The following is a 21,043-nucleotide window of genomic DNA, read 5'->3' on the forward strand; positions in this document are numbered from 1 at the left end:
CGACACTGAACGAATTTTATGCACGAATCCATAATTCTTTACCTCTCACTGGTAGTGGTGATCATGTTCCTGGTCATGCTGGCGCAAAGGATCAAAATCGCCTACCCGATCGTGCTCGTACTGGGCGGGCTCGCATTGAGCCTGGTTCCCGGCCTGCCGTCGGTAGAAATCGATCCCCAGCTGATATTCCTGATATTCCTGCCGCCGCTATTGTACGAGGCCGCCTGGCAAACATCCTGGAAAGATTTCTGGAAATGGCGGCGCGTGATCGGGTCATTCGCATTCATTATCGTGATATTCACCTCTTGCGTGATCGCTTACGTATCGCAGGCAATCATACCCGGGTTTACGCTCGCGCTGGGCTTTCTGCTGGGAGGTATCATCTCGCCGCCCGATGCGGTGGCCACCACTTCCATTTTGCAAAATGTAAAAGTGCCCAAACGTCTCATTGCCATCGCCGAAGGTGAAAGCCTGCTGAACGACGCCTCGTCTCTGATCGTCTTCCGTTTCGCATTGGTAGCGGTCGCCTCCGGCAGATTCGTGCTGACCGATGCGGTCGGCAGCTTTTTTCTGGTGATCGGCATGGGCTTTGCCGTGGGCCTGGGCATCGCGCTCATTTTTTACGCCATCCTCCGCTGGCTCCCTACTACGCCGAGCATCGACACGATCATGACATTCGTTGCGCCATATGCCATGTATATCGCAGCGGAAGAATTTCATTTTTCTGGGGTTATCGCCGTGGTTACCGGCGGGCTGTTCCTTTCACGCAACCAGCACAGCATTCTCAGCCATTTGAGCCGCATTCAGGGCATTAATGTGTGGTCGACCGTGGGATTTGTACTCAACGGCATTGTATTTATGCTCATCGGCCTCGAACTGCCGGTAATCATCCAGGGCTTCGGGGAAGCTTCGCTGGGCGAGGCGATCAAATACGGGCTCATCATTTCGGCTGTCGTGATCATCACCCGCATTGCCAGTACGCTGGGCGCATCCATTTTTACGGTATTTATAAGCCGTTTCATCACGACCGCAGATAGCAGCCCGGGGTACCGGATGCCGCTGATTTTCGGCTGGGCCGGCATGCGCGGGGTGGTTTCGCTGGCATCCGCCTTGTCGATACCGATCTTGCTCGATAGTGGCCAGCCCTTTCCGCAGCGGAACATAATTCTTTTTATAACATTCATCGTCATCCTGGTAACGCTTGTTTTCCAAGGCCTTACACTTCCCGCATTAGTGAGGTTGTTAAAAGTGGAGGAACGGGATTACGAAGTGTCCGCGCAGGAGCAAGACGTGATTATCCGTCGGAAACTCGCCAAGGCTTCGCTGGATCTGATCAATACCAAATATCTTAGGGAAGTAGACGAGAACGAACTATTGCAGAGCCTGAAATTTAAGCTGGAAAGCGACATCGGTTTTCTTGACCACGTCCGGGATTCGGAAGTCAGCGAGGCCGGGCACCCTTACATTGGCCGTTACCAGGAAATAACCAAAGAACTTCTCGAACATAAACGGCATATTCTGCACCAGTTCAACAAGAAAGAGGCTTACGAAGAAGAGATCATCCGCCAGCACCTTGCCCAGCTCGACCTGGAAGAGGAAAAGGTACGGCAGCAATTCCTGCATATCGAATGAGTTCTAATTTTGAATGAGTGGCCGGTCACTCATTCAAAATCACTCACGCAGTCACACACAGTCACGCACCGGCAGCACGGCCGATACCATTTTCTGTTTTCCGCTGTCGCGGTCGAAGAAATAGTCGAGACGGCCGAGGTTAATGCCCGCGAAGCCTACCTGGTTGATGGTCGTAACCTTGCCATCCAGGTTCAAAATTGGCTCCGGCTCCTTCATGAATGTATGTGTGTGTCCGCCGATAATCAGGTCGATATTTCGTGTCGATTTAGCCAAAATCTGGTCTGAGACCTTATTTTCTTTGTATTTGTATCCTAAATGCGAGAGGCAAATGACAAAATCGCAATGCTGATCATTTCTGAGCGACGAGGCGATTTCGTTGGCTTTGGCTATCGGGTCGAGGTAAACCGTTTCCAGGTAATTCTTTTTATTGACCAAGCCTTCCAGCTCGATGCATACCCCGAACACACCGATTTTCAGACCCTGTTTTTTGAAGATCTTATAAGGCAGCGTCTTACCTTTCAGCCCTGTATTGTTAAAATCATAATTACTGACTAAAAACGGAAAGTTGGCATGCGGGAGCTGCTTTACAAAACCGGCAATGCCATTATCGAAATCATGGTTACCCATCGTGCAAGCATCGTAACCCATCTGGCTCATGATCGTAAATTCGAGCTCGCCGCCATAAAGGTTGAAATAGGGCGTACCTTGAAAAACGTCGCCTGCATCCAGCAAAAGCACATTGGGCTGCTCGGAGCGGATCTTCTTCACCAACGCAGCACGACGCGCCACGCCCCCTAACCCCTGGTTACGCGATCCGTCCATCGGAAAAGGATCAATGCGGCTATGAACATCATTGGTATGCAAAATCGTCAGTTGAACGACCGAGTCACGTTTGGCGAAGGCGGATACCGTGCCAAAGCCCAATGCAACGGCAGCCAGACCGCTCTTTTTGAGGAAATCTCTCCTATTTATCTGAAATAATTCTTCCATCGAGTTGAGCGGTTATTTTCTTGCCCTGCCGGGTCAGGTCACTAATATTTTCAAACAATGCTTCCCTTACTTTCTGGTTGATCTCCCGGCGTTCGAGCGGGTTGCGGAGGCATTCGAGGTCGTCACCGCCGTCGGCAAGGTAGTCGTAGGTGAGCAGGTTATAAGTTTTGCTGATATCGAACGGCTCCCCACCGATCGTGACATCGTAGGCCTTGTTGTCCCTGATCTTCATACGGATGCCGGCAACGGGCTCGCCGTCTTTTCTGGCTATGAAATCGATGACCTGCTGCACATTCTGTCCCGACAGTTTAAGCACAACCATTTCATTTTCAAACGGCATAAGTTCGAAAACATGAGACACGGTGATATTGCCTTTCGGGAATGTGGTACGCAGGCCGCCCTTGGTGGCCAGCGTGAATTGTATGGTGGGGTCTTTCTTCAAGCCTTCTTTAAGCATTGCGTTGGCAAAGAAATTACCCATGAGTGTTTCAGGGTTGGAGGGCTTTGTGAGCGCCTCCTCAGTCTGACCCACGACGCGGTTCATTTCAGCCTGCATCTTGTCCTTGAAAGGCTGGTAGTACCGGATTATAGCAGAATCGGCACCGACCTGCTGGTCGATGCCGTACTGTTTGTATTCGCTTTTGGAAACGGCCAGGTGCTTCTGGCATGAGGCCAGCAGGCCGAGGCCCGTCAGAAGTACCGCACCGTAAACCGGTCTGAAAGAAGTTTTCATAGTGTAATTTAAAACCTGAAATTACATCTGAAACTCCGGATTTCCGCTACCAGCCCTCATTCTGCGTCAGATTCGGGTTGGCATCGATCTGCGATTGCGGGATTGGATACAGTTCGAGGCGCGGCGTGTATGGGATCAGCACATTGTCGACGATCTGGTCGTCTGACATAGCAGCTATCTCATCCTTTAAAATCCCCCAGCGGCGGATATCGAACACCGTATTGAATTCCCCGCTTAGTTCCAGCCGGCGTTCGGTGCGGATAGCGGCACGCAATGCGGGCACACCAGCGGCTTTCGAAGGCGCCGCTTTTGCACGGGCGCGGACGCGGTTGAGCAACGGAAGCGCTTCGGCAGGTTTGCCAGTTTCTACCAATGCTTCGGCCAGCATGAGCAACACATCCGAAAATCGCATTTCGATCAGATCCGAGCTGTAACCTTGCACGGGGGCTCCCGCAGGTCGCGCCTCGCGCGCAAGTTTCCCAAATGCGATCCCGTATTTGAAATCGTCGTGTGAAAACGGCTGCTTGGTCCGCTGGTTGAGGTAATGCGACGTTTTCGGGTCGTAAATAATGCTATCACCCGGCTCGGCTCCCGCACGAGCGCCGCCCGTGAAAGCGTACCTGGATACCAGCGTATAGTCGCGGCGCGTATCTGTTTTGTCGAACAGCTTGTAATAATCGTAAGTCAAACCATAATTGGTCTGCTCATCGCCGTTCACCAAACCCGAGGGAAACAAATGGAAAGGCAAAATATTCCCGTTCTGATTCGAAGGATTGACAAAATAGCCGAACGAAAGGACAATTTCACGATTGCGCTCATTGGCCAATGCGAAAACATCGGCAAAGTCCGGCAGCAGCTCCATATCGTACTTTTCCTCATTCACCGGCCCCACAAGCTCGCTCAGCTTTTCGATGGATTTCTGGTAGTTTTCTGTCCTGTTCAAAGGCTTGCCGGCCATTGTCAGGTAAACTTTACCCATTAATGCCTTGACAGTACCAGCTGATACCCGCCCCAGCTCCGCACCGCCGCGCGAATCGGGAAGAACCGTTTCAGCAAAAGCCAGATCGGCCAGGATGGCTTCGTACACTTGTGCGTCCGTAGCGCGAGGCGCAAAAATCAGGTCCTTTTCCTCGAACGATTTGATTTCTTTCAAAATCAGCGGCACCCCGCCAAACAACCTTACCAGGTTAAAATAGGCGTAAGCCCGCAGCACACGCGCTTCGGCGATATAGGGGTCGGCTTCTTCTTCCTCGCCCGGAACAGCCAATTTAGCATTGTCGATCACCGTATTGGCGCGGTAGATAATCTTGTAAAACCGCGACCACACCGATTCGAACGCGCCCGAGACGGCCGTATGCGCAAAACGGTAGTAAGGATCGGCGCCAGAACCCAGAATGCCGGCAGTCGCATACCGGTGACCCGACTCGGCGAGAATAAACCGGTTGTAAATATCGGAATGATCGGTGGTGGTCCAGGCCTGGTACACGCCAATGGTCGCCTGGTTCAGGCCTTCCTCGTCTTTGAAGGCCACATCTTTGCCCAGCGAGGAATAGGGCGACTCTTCCAGATTATCCTTACAGGATGTAATGCCCAGCAGAGCGAGCAGCATTACGGATATCTTGATATGTATTTTCATGTTTTTCAAATGCGTTGGTCAACACTAGAAATTGCAGGAGAACCCGATGGTGTACGAGCGCTGAGCCGGATAGGCACCATAGTCGATACCCTGTTGCAGCAGCGACTGCGCATAGGAGCTCACTTCGGGATCGAAACCGGAATAGTTGGTCCAGGTCCAGAGGTTGGTGCCAGTTACAAATAACCGCGGGTTCTGGATCGGGCCGAGTTTAGGGAACGTGTAAGAAACCGTAAGCATTTTCAAGCGGGCAAAACTGCCGTCTTCCAGCATCACCGAGTTGATATCTCCTGAGGCGATGCCGCGCTGCACACCCGGATATTTGGGGTTATTGTGTGGTTTGGCTTCAGTATAACGGTTCTCAAACCACTCCTCAGATTGGTTGAACCCTACTCCGCCGTAATCGACGACACCATTGCTGATATAGAAGCGGGTCAGGTTCAGCACATCGTTTCCGACCGAACCTGTAAACAATGCATTGACCGCGAAATTCTTCCACGTTAGGTCATGGCTCCATCCGAATGTAAAATCGGGTGTAGACTTGCCGAGCACCACGCGGTCGTCGGCGGTAATGATGCCATCGCCATTTACATCCGAATACTTCCATGCGCCGTAAAGCGGGCTGCCCTTCGAGCCGGGCGGCCGCGGGCCTTCAAAAGTGGCGAATTTAGGATTGCCGTCGGCGTCGAAGTCATCTTTCTGGCTCAAACCGTCCACGCGGTAACCGAAAAAGCGGCCGATCTCCTGCCCGGGAACCAGTATACCAGAAACGCCTCCCAGCAGGTTACCATTGATATTCACATAATCGGGTTGGGTGCGGTCACCAAGGTCGACCAGCGTATTTACGTTCCTCGAAATATTCAGGCGCGTCGAGTAGGTCACATTCTTTTTCTGAATGATGTTTCCCTGAATGCTCAATTCCACACCACGGTTACGCATGGTACCGTAGTTGTCGATGATCGTGCTCACGCCCGATTGCGTCGGTACTTTACGCTGTTGAAGCAAATCCGAAGTGACTTTATTGTAATAATCGAAGCTCAGCACGACCCTGTCTTTAACGGCATTGAAATCTACCCCGACATTGAACTGCCTTGTCCGCTCCCATGAAAGGTTCGGATTGGCAATCGTGTTGGGAAAAACACCTGTATTGATCACCGCCCCATCGCCGCCGGGCCCCATTTCATAAAACCCGGGGCTATAAAGCGATAGCGACGAGTAAGGTCCGATAGCCTGACTGCCAGTTTCGCCATAGGAAGCTCGGAACTTGGTATTCGAAATGAACGTAACCCCCTTCATGAATTCCTCCTGATCCAGGTTCCATGCAAGCGCCACCGCCGGAAAAACCCCGTACTTTTTATTGGCCGCAAATGCCGAAGCACCGTCTGCACGGATAGAGGCGTTCAATACATACTTTCCTTTGAAAGAGTAGTTCGCTCGCAGGAAACCGGACTGCAGAATCCGCTTTTCCTTATATGAAGCGATTACCTGCGATGACGCGCTGCCGATATTGTCGACCCCGAAAAACGGTACCGCGAAACCCGACGAGTTGGTGTTGACGAATTCAACAGTCTGGTCGTTATATTCCACACCCAGCGTCGCATTGAGGTAATGATTCTTCTTAAACGTCCTTTCGTATTGCAGATACGAATTGAAGTTATAGCTATACGTATTAGCCGTGTTGTTACTGCCTTTTCCTTTCACCTGGTTCCCCTCGGCCGTGGAAGGCGGCAGGAATACTTTTCGCCGTGTAAGGTTCTGGTTGCCCGCCAGGCTCACGACCAGCTGCAGTCCACTGGCGATTTTAAAGTAGTTTTCAATATTCAAAATCGAGTAATCGCTCTGCGTGACATCGGTTTTTGCCATCAGCTCATTATATGGATTGGAAAAATAATACCCCTGGTAGTTCGGAATACCCAGACTGTTATTGCCCAGATAATCGATTTCCAGCGTAGGCGCAGCGCGCAGCCCGTCCATTAGCCCACCCGAGCTTGGCCACGCGCGCGAGGCTGTTACAGCGCGGTTGGTTTTCTGGCGGCTAAATGAAACCTGGCCTTTGACCGTATACCAGTCGTTGATCTCATTGTTCAGATTGACGCGCAAGCTCGCCCGATCATTGTTCGAATTGATGATAGTCCCCTTGTCTTTGAGGTAATTGCCGGAAATGTAATAGGACGATTTGGGACTGCCTCCCGAAAGGCTCAACGTAATATCCTGCCTGAAACTGGGCTGTGTAATGGCATCCACCCAGTCGGTGTTGGTCATGCTACTGTCCAGGTTTTCAAACGGCGGATTCCGGTTGGACACGCGGAAGCTTTCGTTGATCACCTCCGCATATTGGCGGGAGTTCATCATACGGATCGGGTTCGCTACCCGTCCGAAGGAGGTCTTGTTGACAAGCTCCACACGACCTTCTCCCCGCTTGCCCGATTTTGTAGTGATCAAAATCACCCCATTTGCACCGCGCGAACCGTAAATGGCCGTTGCAGAAGCATCTTTGAGGATTTCCATGCTTTCGATGTCGTTCGGATTGATCCCATACAAACCGTTTTGTGTATAGGAACCATAGAAATTGGTCCCCGCTTCACGGTGAGGCGGCATCGGAAAACCGTCAATCACGTAGAGCGGCTCGTTATTCCCGCTCAGCGAGTTGTTACCGCGTATCCTGACCACCGCAGAAGCTCCCGGCTCACCCGAGCTTTCGACCACCTGCACGCCGGTAGCGCGTCCCTGAATAGCCTGGTCGATCGTATTGATAACCGCCGACTTATAATCCTGGGATGCAACCCGGGATGTCGAACTGGCCAGGTCGCGTTTGCTTTGAGCGCCATACCCTACCACTACCACTTCTTTCAAAGCCCTGGCCTCAGGGGTAAGCTGGGCATTGTATGTTGTAAGATCGGTAATGGGCATTTCTTTGGTCGTAAAACCCACAAAGCTGTACACCAGTATCCCGCCCTTCGCAGGCACCTTCATCTGGAAAGAGCCATCAGGTTCGGTAATAGCCTGTATCTGAGTACCTTTTACCAAAACTGCCACACCGGGCATTCCAGCACCCTTTTCGTCTTTTACCACCCCTTTTATGTCACGCGCATCAGGACCCGCTTCGGTCGGACCGCCGGGAGAAGGTTTCTGCGCGGTGGCTGAATCGGGTGTTTGCGCTGCATGCTGTGCAGGTTGCGCGGCGTTCGTATTCCCCGTCTGTGCAGGCGTTAGGGCACTGTCGGGTTTGACTACGGCCGGCGTCCCGGCGGCCGGAACCCCGGCAGCCGGAGTGCTGGCTTTGTTTAATGTATCTTTTTGAGGGGCTGGCTTAACCAGGGGATCGAAGTTCTGCGTGGGTTTCACCAGTGGTGAAGTGGAGGATTTGGAAGCAGAATCGGTGGTATTTTGAGGCTTGGGGAGGGTATCGGGGGCGGGGCGGGCTGTTGCAGGATTCGTTTTCAGTACCGGTGCCGGATTTGCGAGTGTATCAGGCTTTGTTTTTCGGGTTGAATCCGGCCCGGCCTGCTGTGCGTTGCTTCGGGATATCGGACCGGAAAACAGTAGCAAAAAGAAGCCGATCCTCAGGAAAATGAGCGGGACCGGACACGGCACAGGCTCATTGGCTCGTTGAGTTTTTCTCATATCATTCTTGGCTAAGTGACGGGACGGCGTCCCGAAAAGTAATTTGTTTAGCCTTTACCGACAAAAACCATACCGCTATGTTTCCCGAGGTGATAAAACAGGCACTTCGCCGCAACAAAAGAGTTCTACAAATAACATTAGAAATACATTTACACAACTAACCTATGCAACTATATGTGCAGGACCATCCCAACCGCTCTTAGCATTGCAAATGTCCCTTTGATCGTAATTTTTCAAATATCTATGAAACGCGTCCTATTATTTTTGGAAACATCGTGCTTACGATTACATTTGTCAAAAGCGCCCATAAAGGGGCGGTTTGGATTTGCTAAGTATTAAGGAGTGTAAAAAACCAACTTCGACCATGCACCAGGAACAATTACTAACTGCCGACTACATTGAGTCTCAGATCGGAAACGTAATAGAATACTATATCCGTTGGGAATTTGAAGAAGACCCTTTTTACGGGAAAGCCCGGATTAAAGGTCTGGTAGAAGACGATTCAGGCAGTTTGAAGATTATCTGTGACGTAATAGAAGGTAGCGACCTCGAACAGGCTTTCGAACAGGAAGAAGTGTTTATGTACTCCGACCATCACCCGATCTACACCGGGCAGCTTCCGGACCTCTATTCAGCGAACTGGGTGAATACCGACGGCAAGAAAAAAAGACAGATTTTTATCGCGCCACCCAACGAGAACGCAAAGGAGTTTGCCATTTCGCAAACCAACAGCAAGGTGATCGTTAAGAGGATATATTGATGACTGAGTGACCGGGTCGCCGGTCACTCAGTCAAAATTCACCATTCGACGGCGGTCCATTAATTCTTCACAATCTTCTTCGTCAGTACGCGGTCTTCGAACTCCGCTTTCACTATGTACAGGCCTGAGGGAAAGGTAGTCAGGTCAAAATTATACACGTTGGAAGCTACTTCTCCCGTAATGACGGTTTCGGCTATTTTTTGCCCGGCTACATTATAAATCGAAACAGATTTCAGCTTTTCAGGATGCGGATAGAACTGCACCGAAACCTGCCCGCTCGTCGGGTTGGGCGTTACCAGGAATCCCGCTTCTTTCAGGTTCGGATTCACCGTAACGGTCCTGATATTGATATCGTCAAGATAAATATCGTTTTCGTTGCCATTGGTATTCAGGAACGCCACGAGTATTTCGCCCTGGCCAATGAAACTGCCGATATTAATCTCCTCACGCCGCCATTCATTTATGCCGGGCGTAAATGCAGTCCGCGTGGCCGCGTTGCGTGTAATCAGGCTCGATCCCCATTTTTTGTAGAGACTTGTGTAAGTCTGTCCGCAATCTGTACTAATAAGCACCTGCAAGGTATCCCACACATTGTTCTGGGTGGAAGTGCTGGTATATGTCGCAGCTGCCACCTGGAAGGAGACGAATGCGGAGTCTGCCCCTGCGGTATTGACCGTCGGCGAGCGGAGGTAATCGCGCTGGCCAACTACCTGGTTGCCGAAGTTCCCGATCTTCACCGACGCATTGCCAGTTTTAGAGGCCGAAGTTGTTTTTTCCCACGTAGAACCGTTGTCTTCGTTTACAATATCCCAGCCCTGCGGCGGGAAAAGTCCTTCAAAACCCTCCTTGACAGGCGTGGCAAAAGGTTCGTAATAGATAAAATCGAGGCTTAGTGCATCATTCGAAGTGTCCTCGTCGGCAGCCCCGTTCGGGTTCGAGGTGGAAATACTCAGAATGTGATTGCCCTCCACTGTTGCAAGGGTCGGCAAAGTCACGGTTGTTTCCGCATAAGTAGCCAGGGAACCCGTCCAATTATAATTCTGCACGGTTCCATTATCAATCACGGCGTGGATTATCAGTGAAGTGAGTGTCTCGCTACCCCTGTTAACCAAAGTGATCTGCGGTGTGAGTGTATTGGTACAAATGCGCTGTGCCGGCTGACGAATTGTTTTCAGGGACGCATCTTTTTTCTTGACATCGACCGGCGTGCAGGCGTTGGAAAGTAAAAGGGATGAACGATATTTTTCAAAGATCTCCTCCATATGCGCTACCTGCATTTGGGTGAACATGAAAAGGGTGGCATCCGGGGAATAGTCCATAAAATTCTGGTACATAATTCCCGGCGCCGTAGAAGTACAGCGATCGGTCACCATGCCGGTCTGAAAGGTTGTGGTGCTGTTGCTTTGATTGGGGGTATCGTCGATATTGTCGGTTCCCGTGCAAGCCCCGTTGTCGTCACCCCAGATGTGGTATAAATCAAAATAATGCCCTATTTCGTGTGTCAGTGTTTTTCCCTGATTGAATCCGGTAGCGGCTCCGCCCGGCAGCGAGGCATAGTCGACAGCCACGCCCTGCTCGTCCTTTACGCCGTCGTCGGGGAAAGTGGCATAACCCAATGTGCTTCCCGAAAGGTCGCAGATCCAAACATTTAAGTATTTATCGGTATCCCAGGCATCGGCCCCGCCCGATTCGGCGTGCTTCACCTGATTATTGGTGTAGTCAAATGAGTTGCGCGTAGTGGTGTAGCGCTCGATACCTGTCGACGGGGCATCATTGGGTGTGCGCTGCGCAAGGCAGAACTGAATGCCCGACTGCCCGAAAAGCGATTTGAAATACGAAGGAATTTTTGCGGCTCCGCCATTGGTTCCGGCGTAGTCTTTGTTAATCGTGTCCAGCTGGGCCATGATCTGGGCATCGGTCACCATCGACTGCCGGCTGAGCACAACGTGGAATACTACCGGGATCGTGATGGGGCCGGTTGTGCGGAGCATCTTGCCCGAGGCTATTCTTTCATTGACCAATTGTTGAATCCGTACCTGCCGCTGATCGAACATCAGTTTAAGAGCGGGCTTATCGGTGAACCGTTTTTGAAGCAACTCCATCGAACCGCAACGATCCTGCGCCTCCGCCGTGCCAAGGCTGATGAAGAGCATAAAAAGGGTGGCAAAAAAGCAATTGAACAGAGGTATAGTGTATCGCATCGAAATATTCTAAGGAATTGAGTAAATGAATAACCGGCTAGTTACAGACAGGTTGCGGATTTATTCACCTACTACGAAAAAAAAGTGCCTTGTGATGCGAATGCAATGTTATTTAATTTGTTTTTAATTGCAGAAACCTCTTTAACCCGAAAACTTGCCTTTTTCAATGCAGGAAACGCCAAATACTTCACCGGTTCGCAAGATCATCCATATCGATATGGATGCATTTTACGCGTCGGTCGAGCAACGCGACTTCCCTGAATACCGGGGCAAACCACTCGCGGTGGGCGGCTCTCCTACTGGCCGTGGTGTAGTGGCAACGGCTAGCTACGAGGCGCGTAAATTCGGGGTAAGGTCGGCGATGCCCTCGCGGCAGGCCATTCAGCTTTGCCCGCAGATCATATTTGTGCATCCGAGATTTGAGATTTACAAATCTGTTTCCAGAAGCATCCGGGAGATTTTCTCCCGCTATACAGATCTAATTGAACCGCTTTCTCTGGACGAGGCGTATCTGGACGTTACCGAGGACAAAATGGGCATCGGTTCGGCGATGGAAATTGCCAGGCAGATCAAACAATCCATTAAAGAAGAACTTAGCCTCACCGCTTCGGCGGGCGTGTCTGTCAATAAGTTTGTCGCAAAAATCGCTTCGGATATCAACAAGCCCGATGGGCTGACATTTATTGGTCCATCCAAAATTGAAAGCTTCATGGACCAGTTGCCGGTCGAGAAGTTTCACGGGGTAGGGAAAGTCACCGCCGATAAAATGAAGGGAATGCAACTTTTTAATGGTTCGGACCTCAAAAAGCTCTCGGAGGACGAGTTGGTGAACCATTTCGGCAAAACCGGCCACTTCTATTTCAAAATCGTGCGCGGGATCGATGACCGGCAGGTGCAAACGCACCGTGAAACGAAATCACTCGGGGCCGAGGACACATTCACCTACGACCTTACCACGCCGGACGAAATGAACAAAGAACTTGACCGCATTGGCGTAACAGTTGCTAATCGTCTCGAAAAAAACCAGCTGAAAGGCCGGACGGTCACATTAAAAGTCAAATTCAGCGATTTTACACAGATCACCCGCAACTATTCTTTCGCCCACCCCATCGGGGACCTCGATACCATTACCGACACGGCCAAACAGTTGCTCGAAAAGCTTGACCTGGAAGGGAAGGCGGTGCGATTGCTCGGTATCTCATTGTCCAACTTCCATGAACCAGAGGTCAAATCGCGGAAATACAAAGACCCTGAGCAGCTGGAACTCTTCCCTTTCGGATCATAGCAGCAGGGCGTCTACCCGGTGGGCCTGCACCATATTCTCGCATTTCGACCATGAGAATATCGTAAAGCGGCCGTCCTGAGATGCAACGAGCGCAATCGCATCGCGCTGATCGTGGACAAATTGAGCCGCCGACAAATGCCGCGTACCGCCATTCTGCACTGGGTGCACAACTAAGGCGGTATTGCCGATCAACGGTTCGGTTGTTAGTATTTCCTCCACCGGCTTCGCACCCTGCGCACGGCCGATTTTCGCGCCGAATGCGAGCAATTCGTAACGGTCGTTGATGATCGTCGCCCCATCCACGGCCGTCAAGCCTGCCATATTATGCACGGCCGAACTGAACTGGTTCTGCCAGGTGATCGGATTAGGATCTTCCACGTACTTACGGTGCAGGTCGGCCAGCTCGGAGAATGGCGGTTGAACGTCGTAGGTGATCGGATGGATGATCGAGTCGCGCCAGCGGTCCTTGCCCTTGGGAACCACCAGCAATATTCCACCACGCTCATGGCTGCGCATGGATGCGGCAAGCTGTACGAGCAGGTTCGGGTAATCGCTCCATAAGGTAGTGGAAGAAAAACCCATTAAAGAGTTGATCAGCGAGGGGCAGTCTTTCACTTTACGGCTTTCTTCGTTGACGATCTTCACCTGATCGCCTTTCAGCACAGCCATATTGACGAACTTGCCAAAGCCTTCCACCCTTCGGTGTTTCACCACCAGCATTCCCGGCTCGATCACTTCAAGTACGAAGCACAGTCCCGGAATGACGCGCGTCGTGCCCCAAATCCGCAGTTCGCCGTCTTCCAGCCACACGCCCAGGTGTATACCTGAGCGCTCCACGGCGGGTGCGAGCTTGGTAAGAGTGTTGGCAGTCAATGCGAGTTTCTCGGTGAAAATAAGAGGATGTTCGGCAGCTTCGGGCGGCAGATAGGCAATCGAAACCTTGGGAGAACGGCCTTCTTCCCGGCGAAGGCTCGCCCAGAACGTCGTATCGATGATCGTCTCTACGATCCGGGCATCGGGAATAGGGGCCAGTTCCTGCTCGTAATATTTGGAAACCGCCTGGTGGTGCCGCTCGAAATGGCTGGCGACAAGCCCGGCAACCGAGCGGGCTGCCTTATAGGTGGTTACAGGCATGGAGTCGCCTGTTTCAATCGGAAATATATCGGAATTAGTAATCATTGTCTGGCGGTTTACTTTTGAACAACGACTTGTTTTAAAAAGTTGGGTTCGGCGTCGATTGTCCGCTTTTTTCCTATTTCTGCTCATTCGTTCCAACCTTTCGTCCTACCCGGGTATCGTATTAACCAACAGCCTGTCGGGAATTAATTGCTTTCACCGACAGTTGTTTTCGCCAGATAAGCATTAATTTGCGCGTTAATCTCAAAACCCGGTTTCGGTGTTTTTTACTTCCGGCACACAGCGAGTGTGCCATTATCTAAGAATGAAAACGTACCTCAGATTATTATCTTTTGCTCAACCGATTGCCCGTTTTGCTGTCCCATACATTATTTGTACCCTGCTGGGAGTCGTATTCAATACATTGAACCTGGCCCTTCTGGCGCCGCTCCTGAATACGCTTTTTCTTAACCAGGGCGGGCAGTTGGATCCCAGGCCGGAAAACGGCTGGCTCGATCCTACGGGCATGCTCAACTATTACGCGCAGCAGGCCAACCTTACTTTCGGCCCGCATGGCGCATTGCAGATCGTGTGTGCGGTGATCGTAGGCTCGGTACTACTTTCGAATATTTTCAGATATTTCTCGCAACGGATCATGGAAAACCTCCGGATCCATACGCTGCTGAACCTGCGCAGGCAAGTGTTTGACAACGTGATGGACCTGCACGTAGGCTATTTCAGCAACCAGCGGAAAGGGGACATTATCTCAAAGATCGCATCCGACGTCGGGGTCGTACAGTTTTCGGTTACCAGTACTTTACAGGTAGTTTTCAAGGAACCGATGCAATTACTTGCTTACGTGTTTATGCTTTTTGCCACTTCCGCCAAGCTGACTTTTTTTGCCATCCTGGTTATTCCCGTTTCGGCATTCCTCATTTCGAAGATCGTAAAAAGGCTGAAAGAACAAGCCGCGCTGGCACAGCATTACTTCGGGCTGATGATCAGCTACCTCGACGAGGCGCTCACTGGCATCAAGATCATCAAGGCATTCAATGCAACCGAGGCTATTAAGGACAAATTCCACTCGGAAAACATCCGCTATTCTGACCTCGGGCGCAAGATGGCCAAACGCCAGCAACTCAGCTCGCCGGTATCGGAATTTTTGGGGGTTACCATGGTAGCGATCATCGTCCTGTACGGAGGCTCGCTCATTATCGATAACAATTCGGACCTCGACGTGTCCAAATTTGTAGCCTACATCGGTATTTTTTCCCAGGTAATGCGCCCCGCGAAAGCATTGACCGACTCTTTTAGCACCATCCACGCGGGGATCGCCGCAGGCGAGCGTGTGCTCGAACTGATCGACGAAAAGCCGGAGATCCGCGATGCTTCGGACGCTGTCGATATGCGCAACTTCAAAGAATCGATCCGGTTAGAAAACGTTTCGTTCTCCTACCCTTCCCGGCCGGTCCTTAAGTCCATCAATGTCACTATTCCAAAAGGGAAAACGGTCGCCCTGGTCGGGCCTTCCGGCGGCGGTAAATCGACCCTGATGGATCTGCTGCCCCGGTTTATCGATACAGCAGAAGGCCGGGTGCTGATAGACGGCGTGGATGTGCGGCAGATCAGACAGGAATCGCTGTGGTCGATGTTCGGGCTCGTGAACCAGGAATCGATGCTCTTCAATGATAATATCTTTCAGAATATCGCTTTCGGAAGTCCGGATGCTACCATGGAGCAGGTAGAGGCCGCCGCCCGTATTGCCAATGCGCATGAGTTTATCATAGGAACCGAGAACGGCTATTACAGCAATATCGGCGACCGGGGAATGAAGCTCTCAGGCGGACAAAAACAGCGTATCTGCATTGCCAGGGCTGTTTTAAAAAACCCACCGATCATGTTGCTCGACGAGGCTACCTCCGCATTGGATACCGAATCGGAAAAACTGGTGCAGGAAGCATTAAACAACCTGATGAAAAACCGGACCTCGCTTGTGATCGCACACCGCCTGAGCACGATCCAGAGCGCGGACACGATTCTGGTGCTGGAAGAGGGTAAAATAATCGAACAAGGTAACCACGCCGAGCTCATCGCGCGCGATGGGCTCTACAAGCGCCTGATCGATATGCAGCAATTCACCGACGTTTAAATGGAAAACAAGCCGCTGATATCCATTGCCCTATGTACTTACAATGGCAGCGCATTTCTTGCAGAACAGCTGGATTCGATCCTCGGGCAACGGTATACCAACTGGGAGCTGGTAGTTGTGGACGATTGCTCCACTGATTCCACACCTGCTATTTTAGAGGAGTATGCTGGAAGCGATGCACGCATTGGTCTGCATTATAACGAGCAGAACCTGGGTTACAACAAGAATTTCGAAAAGGCATTAGGCCTTTGCCGAAGTGAGCTCATTGCCATCTGCGACCAGGACGATATCTGGCATCCCGAAAAGCTTGAAAAGCAGGTAAAGCTGATCGGTGACCATGCATTGGTTTACCACGATTCCGAGTTTGTGAATGCTGAAGGACAATCTATGAACCGTCGCATTTCGGACAAGCTGAATTTTTACCGAGGCGACGCCCCCGAGGTGTTTCTTTTTTTGAACTGCGTATCTGGCCATAGTATTTTATTAAAGAAGCAGGTATTGCAAAAATCGCTGCCGTTCCCTGATGACTTCCACTACGACCAGTGGCTTGCATTCAACGCCACCTGCCTCGGTACCATCGATTTCGTGCCGGAAGCACTGGTGAAATACCGCCAGCATTCGGGCAACAATACCGATATTCTTGCATTGAAAACGGCGGAGAAAAGTGTTGATCAGAAGGTAGCCGCACTGCAAATGGAAAGCCATTGGCTCTTGCTTTGCGCACGCCAATGTACCGGAAAAGCGCAGGGGCTGATCTATGCATTATACAAGCATAGCCTCCGCCGAAACAACAGCTATTTCGTCGCAGCATTCGGGATACTCCTCTGGAAGCGCCGCGACACATTGCTCCGGCTTTTGAAAAAGCCGGACACCAGCAAGTTTTTTTATGCGCTCCGAAAAGCCTGGGGCGCGAAAGCTAAAACGACAGGAAAGTGAACAACCGACCCGATTCTGATATTCATAATGCCCCCTACCCGCTCGTTTCGATTGCATTGTGTGTTTACAACGGTGAAAAATACCTTGAAGAACAGCTCGATTCACTCGTAAACCAGACTTATCCGAACATCGAGATCGTGGTCGTGGACGACGGCAGCAGGGACCGTTCGCTTGATATCCTGCGGGCCTACCAGGAGAAGTATCCGTTTTTCAGGATTTTTGAAAATGAGGTAAACCTGGGTTATGTAAAGAATTTCGAAAAGGCAATCGGCTTGTGCGCAGGCGAATACATTGCATTGTGTGACCAGGACGATATCTGGGATCTTGAAAAAATCAGTAAACAGGTGGCGGGAATTGGCGACAACCTGCTGATTTACCACGATTCGGCATTTATGGACGAGCAGGGCCGGCAAATGACCTGGAAGCGAAAGATGTCGGATATTATCCACCTTTACCGTGGCGACGACCCCAAGGTTTTTTTGTATTTCAATTGCGTCTCAGGCCATAGTATCCTCTTCAAACGTGACCTGCGCGACGAATTCCTGCCATTCAATCCCAATCATTTCCACGACCATTGGATTGCCTATGTGGCCGTTAACCTCGGCAGCATAGAAGTGATCGCGGAAACGCTGGTCAGATACCGCCAGCATACGACCACTTCTACCGATATTCTCAACAAGCGCAAGAAGATCCGGAAGAATTACCACGAAAACCGCGATATCAAGAAGCTGAAAAGAGACCTGGCATGGGTACAGCAATGCGCGTCGTTCAAAAAGAACCGCGACCAGCCGTTTCTGGATCGGCTGCGTTCGCTGTTCGAAGAGCGGCTCGAATCATTCTTTTCATTTGAATATGCGGGAATCATCCAGGACAACTATGAGCAGCTCTACTACATTCCTGTTTATAAAAAGTCGAATAAACTGAGCTTCGTTTATCGGCAAATCTGGGGTTTGCGCTCCAAATTGATCTGGGCTAGGTTCTTTGCTCGTCCGGAAACGGAAGAATATGTAGATGTAGTTTCAAAAGGTGAAGAAAACCCTTGAAAACCACACGGGTAGACATCTGCTTTGTTTTGGCGCTGTGCCAGAGCATCGTCTGAATTTGCCAGTAGCTGTACTTCCAGCGCATCATTTGCTCTACGAGCTTTTTGAATGACCGCTTTTCGATATCGTACATCTCATTTCCCCTCATAACGGATGTCGTCAGCGGCAGTGCGAAACTCCATTTTTTGTGCAGTCTGAGGATATGGTCCAGCCATTGTCTGTTGAAATTCCCTTCCGAGGCGTGCTTCATCAGCACGTCGTAGGTCACCATGATTTTGTAATGCGGAAATACGCTCAGGCAGAAGTCGAGATCATATCCGTGAAAGCCGGTAAGCACTTTGCCGTCGAATGGAAACCGGAGGGCTACAACCCGTCGGGTACAAAACCAAAGGCCATCCACGCAGACAACCCGGCTAAGCCGCTCATTGCGCGGATTATGATAAGCATGGATTTCCTCCTTCTCGTTGAACTTATAACCTTGAAGGACATTCTGGTAGGACCTTTCTTCCGAATGAAATTCCAATTGGTACCAACCGGCGGGTGCAAGCGACTTGTAACCGCCACCAGCCACACCCACAATGCCGATGTCTGGGTCCCGCTCAAAGATTTGCGAGACGACGACGCCCCAATTTTCGGTCCTGATTTCAATGTCCTCGTGCATGAAACACACCAGATCGAACCTGGCCATCTTTGCCGCCTCATTATAAACGTCGCAAATCCCGCGACGCGCTTGGCGGTTGTCAATGGCGATTATTTCATGAGGAATACCAACTGTACTGCTGATATTTTCGGAAACTTTGGACAACTCGGTCTGATCGGCCGAGCAAATAATGATGGAGATCATGGCTGATACTTGAATTCTGGCCAAAAATAATGGCAAATTCCATAATCCGGGCTCGGGCAACCTATTATTCCAGTAGAATATGACCACTTCCGGCATTTATAGGTAACCATAAAACATTTCTGCTCTTCATGAAACGCGTACTACTACTGCTGCTGCTTGCCTGCACAACCTCTTCGTTTGCCCAAGTCAAATTCGCCCGGTTGTTCTCCGATCACGTTGTGTTGCAACGTCAGAAACCTATTCCGGTGTGGGGATGGGCCAAGCCTGGCGAAAAAGTAAAAGTGGCATTGGCCGGGCAAACGATGGATGTGAAAGCAGACGCTTCTGGAAAATGGCAGGTGAGCTTCAAACCCCTGGAAGCCGGCGGGCCGCATTCGTTACAGGTAAGCGCCAAATCTGGGAATGCCGCAGTGAACGATGTGCTTATCGGCGAAGTGTGGCTTTGCTCCGGACAATCCAATATGGAATGGCCCGTTTCGGCAGCTAAAAACTTTGAAGAAGAGCGCAAAAATGCCGAATTCCCGCAAATACGACATTTTCGCGTAGATCATGAGGTGACACTCCAACCCGAGCAGGACCTGAAAGCCGGCGAATGGAAGATTGCCAGCCAGGAGACGGTAGGCGGCTTTACCGCGGTTGGCTTCTTTTTTGCCCGGGAGCTCTATCAAAAACTGAATATACCCATCGGCATCCTGCATTCCTCGTGGGGCGGTTCCCAGATCGAAGGCTGGATTAGTAAGGAAGCCATGCTGGGCAATGATGAACTGCACTCTTATGCCCAGAATCTGCCCAAAACCTGGGAAGAAGCGGATGTGATTATGGACAAAAAACTCAAAAAACAGCTTTTCAAAAATGCAGTTTACGATCCGACCTGGGAAGATGAGAAGAAATACCTTTCGCCGGATGTAGATTTTGCAAGCTGGCAAAAAACAGCCGACGGCGTCGGGCAATGGGACTGGAAGGGTCTGATGGGCTTCCGGGGCAAAGGATATATGGCGAAAGAAGTAACGATCGCATCGGATTGGGCATCGAAGCAGACAACGCTGTCGCTTGCTGAAAACGATGGGCCTGTCGAGGTTTATGTCAATGGCAAACCGGTCTATGAAGGCACAGCCAAAGGCTCGCGTAAAATCCAGATTCCTGCGAATACCTGGAAAGAAGGAAAGAATGTCCTGACCATCAAAACCGGGAATATGGTGAGCGCAGCATGGTTTGGACCCGGACTGATGGGTTCGGCCAACGACCTTTATCTGGAAGACGGAAACCGCAAAACGAGCCTTGCCAAGGATTGGTACCTAATGCCCGCATTTGCCGAAAAACACGAATACGCGCATTTGATGAACAATGTAGGTACCACTATTTACAACGCGATGATCGCGCCTTTGCTTCCTTTCGCGATCCGTGGTACGCTTTGGTATCAGGGCGAAAGCAATGCGGGGCGTGCTTACCAGTACCGTCAGTCGTTCCCTTTGATGATCAACGACTGGCGCAAGCGCTGGAATGACGAATTTTCGTTTTACTGGGTACAGTTATCAAGCTTCGGCACCGACCGCGATAGCAACAAGGGAAGCGGCTGGGCCGAGCTCCGAGAGGCGCAAAACCTGACATTGAGCCTCCCCAAAACAGGTATGGCCGTCACTACCGACGTAGGTAATCCCAACGACATTCACCCGACCAACAAACAGGACGTGGCGCACCGCTTGGCTACCAATGCATTAAAAAACGATTACGCCCAGAATATCCCGTACGCCTCTCCGGTTTATGATCAAATGCAGGTTGATGGCAGCAAGGCTGTTATTTCATTCAAAAATGCGGAAAACGGACTAATCATCAAGGACCGCTACGGTTATTTGAAGGGCTTCGAAATTGCGGGCGACGATAAGGTATTTTATTATGCCAAAGCGGAAATTCAGGGCAATAAGGTCGTAGTATCAAGCCCGAAAGTGAGTAAACCCGCAGCGGTGCGCTACGCATGGTCGGATGCGCCCGAAGAGGCCAACCTGTACAATGCCGACGGCTTTCCTGCCAGCGCATTCCGTACCGATGCCTGGCCGGGCATCACCGTAAATGCCCGTTTTGAATAGCTCTTTACCTAAT

The 21,043-nt window shown here is 51.0% G+C and carries 14 protein-coding genes; 7 read left to right on the plus strand and 7 right to left on the minus strand.

Translation table 11 applies throughout. The annotated features are described in order from the left end of the window. Positions 1–18 precede the first annotated feature (18 nt). Positions 19–1,632, plus strand: a complete 1,614-nt coding sequence (locus tag ACTJJJ_RS08870) for a Na+/H+ antiporter (RefSeq protein WP_426294053.1) — start codon at positions 19–21, stop codon at positions 1,630–1,632. 51 nt (positions 1,633–1,683) lie between these two features. On the opposite strand, the gene ACTJJJ_RS08875 is transcribed toward ACTJJJ_RS08870, so the two are convergent. From ACTJJJ_RS08875 to ACTJJJ_RS08890, 4 genes are read right to left on the minus strand one after another with little or no spacing between them, the layout of a single operon-like run. Beyond that, positions 1,684–2,622 carry a metallophosphoesterase gene (locus tag ACTJJJ_RS08875; RefSeq protein WP_188928472.1) on the minus strand — a complete coding sequence of 313 codons (939 nt, stop codon included), beginning with the start codon at positions 2,620–2,622 and terminating at the stop codon, positions 1,684–1,686. Continuing rightward, positions 2,597–3,355, minus strand: a complete 759-nt coding sequence (locus ACTJJJ_RS08880; protein WP_188928470.1) for a 5'-nucleotidase C-terminal domain-containing protein — start codon at positions 3,353–3,355, stop codon at positions 2,597–2,599. The genes ACTJJJ_RS08875 and ACTJJJ_RS08880 overlap by 26 nt, the downstream gene beginning before the upstream one ends. 46 nt (positions 3,356–3,401) lie before the next feature. Further along, positions 3,402–4,991: a RagB/SusD family nutrient uptake outer membrane protein gene (locus tag ACTJJJ_RS08885; protein ID WP_188928468.1), complete on the minus strand. Its 1,590-nt coding sequence runs from the start codon at positions 4,989–4,991 to the stop codon at positions 3,402–3,404. Between the two features lie 24 nt (positions 4,992–5,015). Beyond that, on the minus strand, positions 5,016–8,612 hold the full coding sequence (locus ACTJJJ_RS08890) for a SusC/RagA family TonB-linked outer membrane protein (protein WP_188928466.1): 3,597 nt from the start codon (positions 8,610–8,612) through the stop codon (positions 5,016–5,018). A gap of 364 nt (positions 8,613–8,976) precedes the next feature. Here ACTJJJ_RS08890 and ACTJJJ_RS08895 point away from each other — a divergent pair, with 364 nt between their 5' ends. After that, positions 8,977–9,372, plus strand: coding sequence for a hypothetical protein (locus ACTJJJ_RS08895; protein ID WP_188928462.1), 396 nt, complete (start codon positions 8,977–8,979; stop codon positions 9,370–9,372). Positions 9,373–9,431: 59 nt separating this feature from the next. Here ACTJJJ_RS08895 and ACTJJJ_RS08900 read toward each other — a convergent pair whose 3' ends face one another. Then, complete coding sequence (locus ACTJJJ_RS08900) at positions 9,432–11,525, minus strand: M43 family zinc metalloprotease (protein WP_229221245.1); 2,094 nt, start codon at positions 11,523–11,525, stop codon at positions 9,432–9,434. 214 nt (positions 11,526–11,739) lie between these two features. Here ACTJJJ_RS08900 and dinB point away from each other — a divergent pair, with 214 nt between their 5' ends. Further along, positions 11,740–12,858 (plus strand): DNA polymerase IV, encoded by a 1,119-nt coding sequence (gene dinB / locus ACTJJJ_RS08905; protein WP_188928459.1) that lies wholly within the window; start codon positions 11,740–11,742, stop codon positions 12,856–12,858. Here the strand turns inward: dinB and ACTJJJ_RS08910 are convergent. After that, the gene (locus tag ACTJJJ_RS08910) at positions 12,853–14,037 is read right to left on the minus strand and encodes a putative sensor domain DACNV-containing protein (protein WP_440701700.1); all 1,185 of its coding nucleotides are present in this window, start codon (positions 14,035–14,037) and stop codon (positions 12,853–12,855) included. The two genes, dinB and ACTJJJ_RS08910, sit on opposite strands and share 6 nt — an antisense overlap. A gap of 262 nt (positions 14,038–14,299) precedes the next feature. Between ACTJJJ_RS08910 and ACTJJJ_RS08915 the strand changes: the two genes are divergently transcribed. Genes ACTJJJ_RS08915 through ACTJJJ_RS08925 form a run of 3 tightly spaced genes read left to right on the plus strand, consistent with a single transcriptional unit; the run spans position 14,300 to position 18,102 of the window. Further along, a complete protein-coding gene (locus ACTJJJ_RS08915; RefSeq protein ID WP_188928450.1) occupies positions 14,300–16,123 on the plus strand; it encodes an ABC transporter ATP-binding protein in 1,824 nt (607 codons plus the stop codon). After that, a complete protein-coding gene (locus ACTJJJ_RS08920; RefSeq protein ID WP_426294048.1) occupies positions 16,124–17,059 on the plus strand; it encodes a glycosyltransferase family 2 protein in 936 nt (311 codons plus the stop codon). It begins immediately after the preceding gene. Then, a complete protein-coding gene (locus tag ACTJJJ_RS08925) occupies positions 17,056–18,102 on the plus strand; it encodes a glycosyltransferase family 2 protein (RefSeq protein WP_188928446.1) in 1,047 nt (348 codons plus the stop codon). Before ACTJJJ_RS08920 ends, ACTJJJ_RS08925 begins: the two co-directional genes overlap by 4 nt. On the opposite strand, the gene ACTJJJ_RS08930 is transcribed toward ACTJJJ_RS08925, so the two are convergent. Then, a complete protein-coding gene (locus ACTJJJ_RS08930; protein WP_229221243.1) occupies positions 18,032–18,946 on the minus strand; it encodes a glycosyltransferase in 915 nt (304 codons plus the stop codon). The two genes, ACTJJJ_RS08925 and ACTJJJ_RS08930, sit on opposite strands and share 71 nt — an antisense overlap. 128 nt (positions 18,947–19,074) lie before the next feature. Between ACTJJJ_RS08930 and ACTJJJ_RS08935 the strand changes: the two genes are divergently transcribed. Then, a complete protein-coding gene (locus tag ACTJJJ_RS08935) occupies positions 19,075–21,030 on the plus strand; it encodes a sialate O-acetylesterase (RefSeq protein WP_426294046.1) in 1,956 nt (651 codons plus the stop codon). The last annotated feature ends 13 nt before the right edge of the window (positions 21,031–21,043 follow it).

It is taken from the genome of Dyadobacter sp. 22481, assembly GCF_052044875.1.
GTDB lineage: Bacteria > Bacteroidota > Bacteroidia > Cytophagales > Spirosomataceae > Dyadobacter > Dyadobacter endophyticus.

Coding starts and splice junctions, on each gene's coding strand:
- ACTJJJ_RS08870 (WP_426294053.1), top strand. CDS start 19: ATGCACGAATCCATAATTCTTTACCTCTCACTGGTAGTGGTGATCATG.
- ACTJJJ_RS08875 (WP_188928472.1), bottom strand. CDS start 2,622: ATGGAAGAATTATTTCAGATAAATAGGAGAGATTTCCTCAAAAAGAGC.
- ACTJJJ_RS08880 (WP_188928470.1), bottom strand. CDS start 3,355: ATGAAAACTTCTTTCAGACCGGTTTACGGTGCGGTACTTCTGACGGGC.
- ACTJJJ_RS08885 (WP_188928468.1), bottom strand. CDS start 4,991: ATGAAAATACATATCAAGATATCCGTAATGCTGCTCGCTCTGCTGGGC.
- ACTJJJ_RS08890 (WP_188928466.1), bottom strand. CDS start 8,612: ATGAGAAAAACTCAACGAGCCAATGAGCCTGTGCCGTGTCCGGTCCCG.
- ACTJJJ_RS08895 (WP_188928462.1), top strand. CDS start 8,977: ATGCACCAGGAACAATTACTAACTGCCGACTACATTGAGTCTCAGATC.
- ACTJJJ_RS08900 (WP_229221245.1), bottom strand. CDS start 11,525: ATGCTCTTCATCAGCCTTGGCACGGCGGAGGCGCAGGATCGTTGCGGT.
- dinB (WP_188928459.1), top strand. CDS start 11,740: ATGCAGGAAACGCCAAATACTTCACCGGTTCGCAAGATCATCCATATC.
- ACTJJJ_RS08910 (WP_440701700.1), bottom strand. CDS start 14,037: ATGATTACTAATTCCGATATATTTCCGATTGAAACAGGCGACTCCATG.
- ACTJJJ_RS08915 (WP_188928450.1), top strand. CDS start 14,300: ATGAAAACGTACCTCAGATTATTATCTTTTGCTCAACCGATTGCCCGT.
- ACTJJJ_RS08920 (WP_426294048.1), top strand. CDS start 16,124: ATGGAAAACAAGCCGCTGATATCCATTGCCCTATGTACTTACAATGGC.
- ACTJJJ_RS08930 (WP_229221243.1), bottom strand. CDS start 18,946: ATGATCTCCATCATTATTTGCTCGGCCGATCAGACCGAGTTGTCCAAA.
- ACTJJJ_RS08935 (WP_426294046.1), top strand. CDS start 19,075: ATGAAACGCGTACTACTACTGCTGCTGCTTGCCTGCACAACCTCTTCG.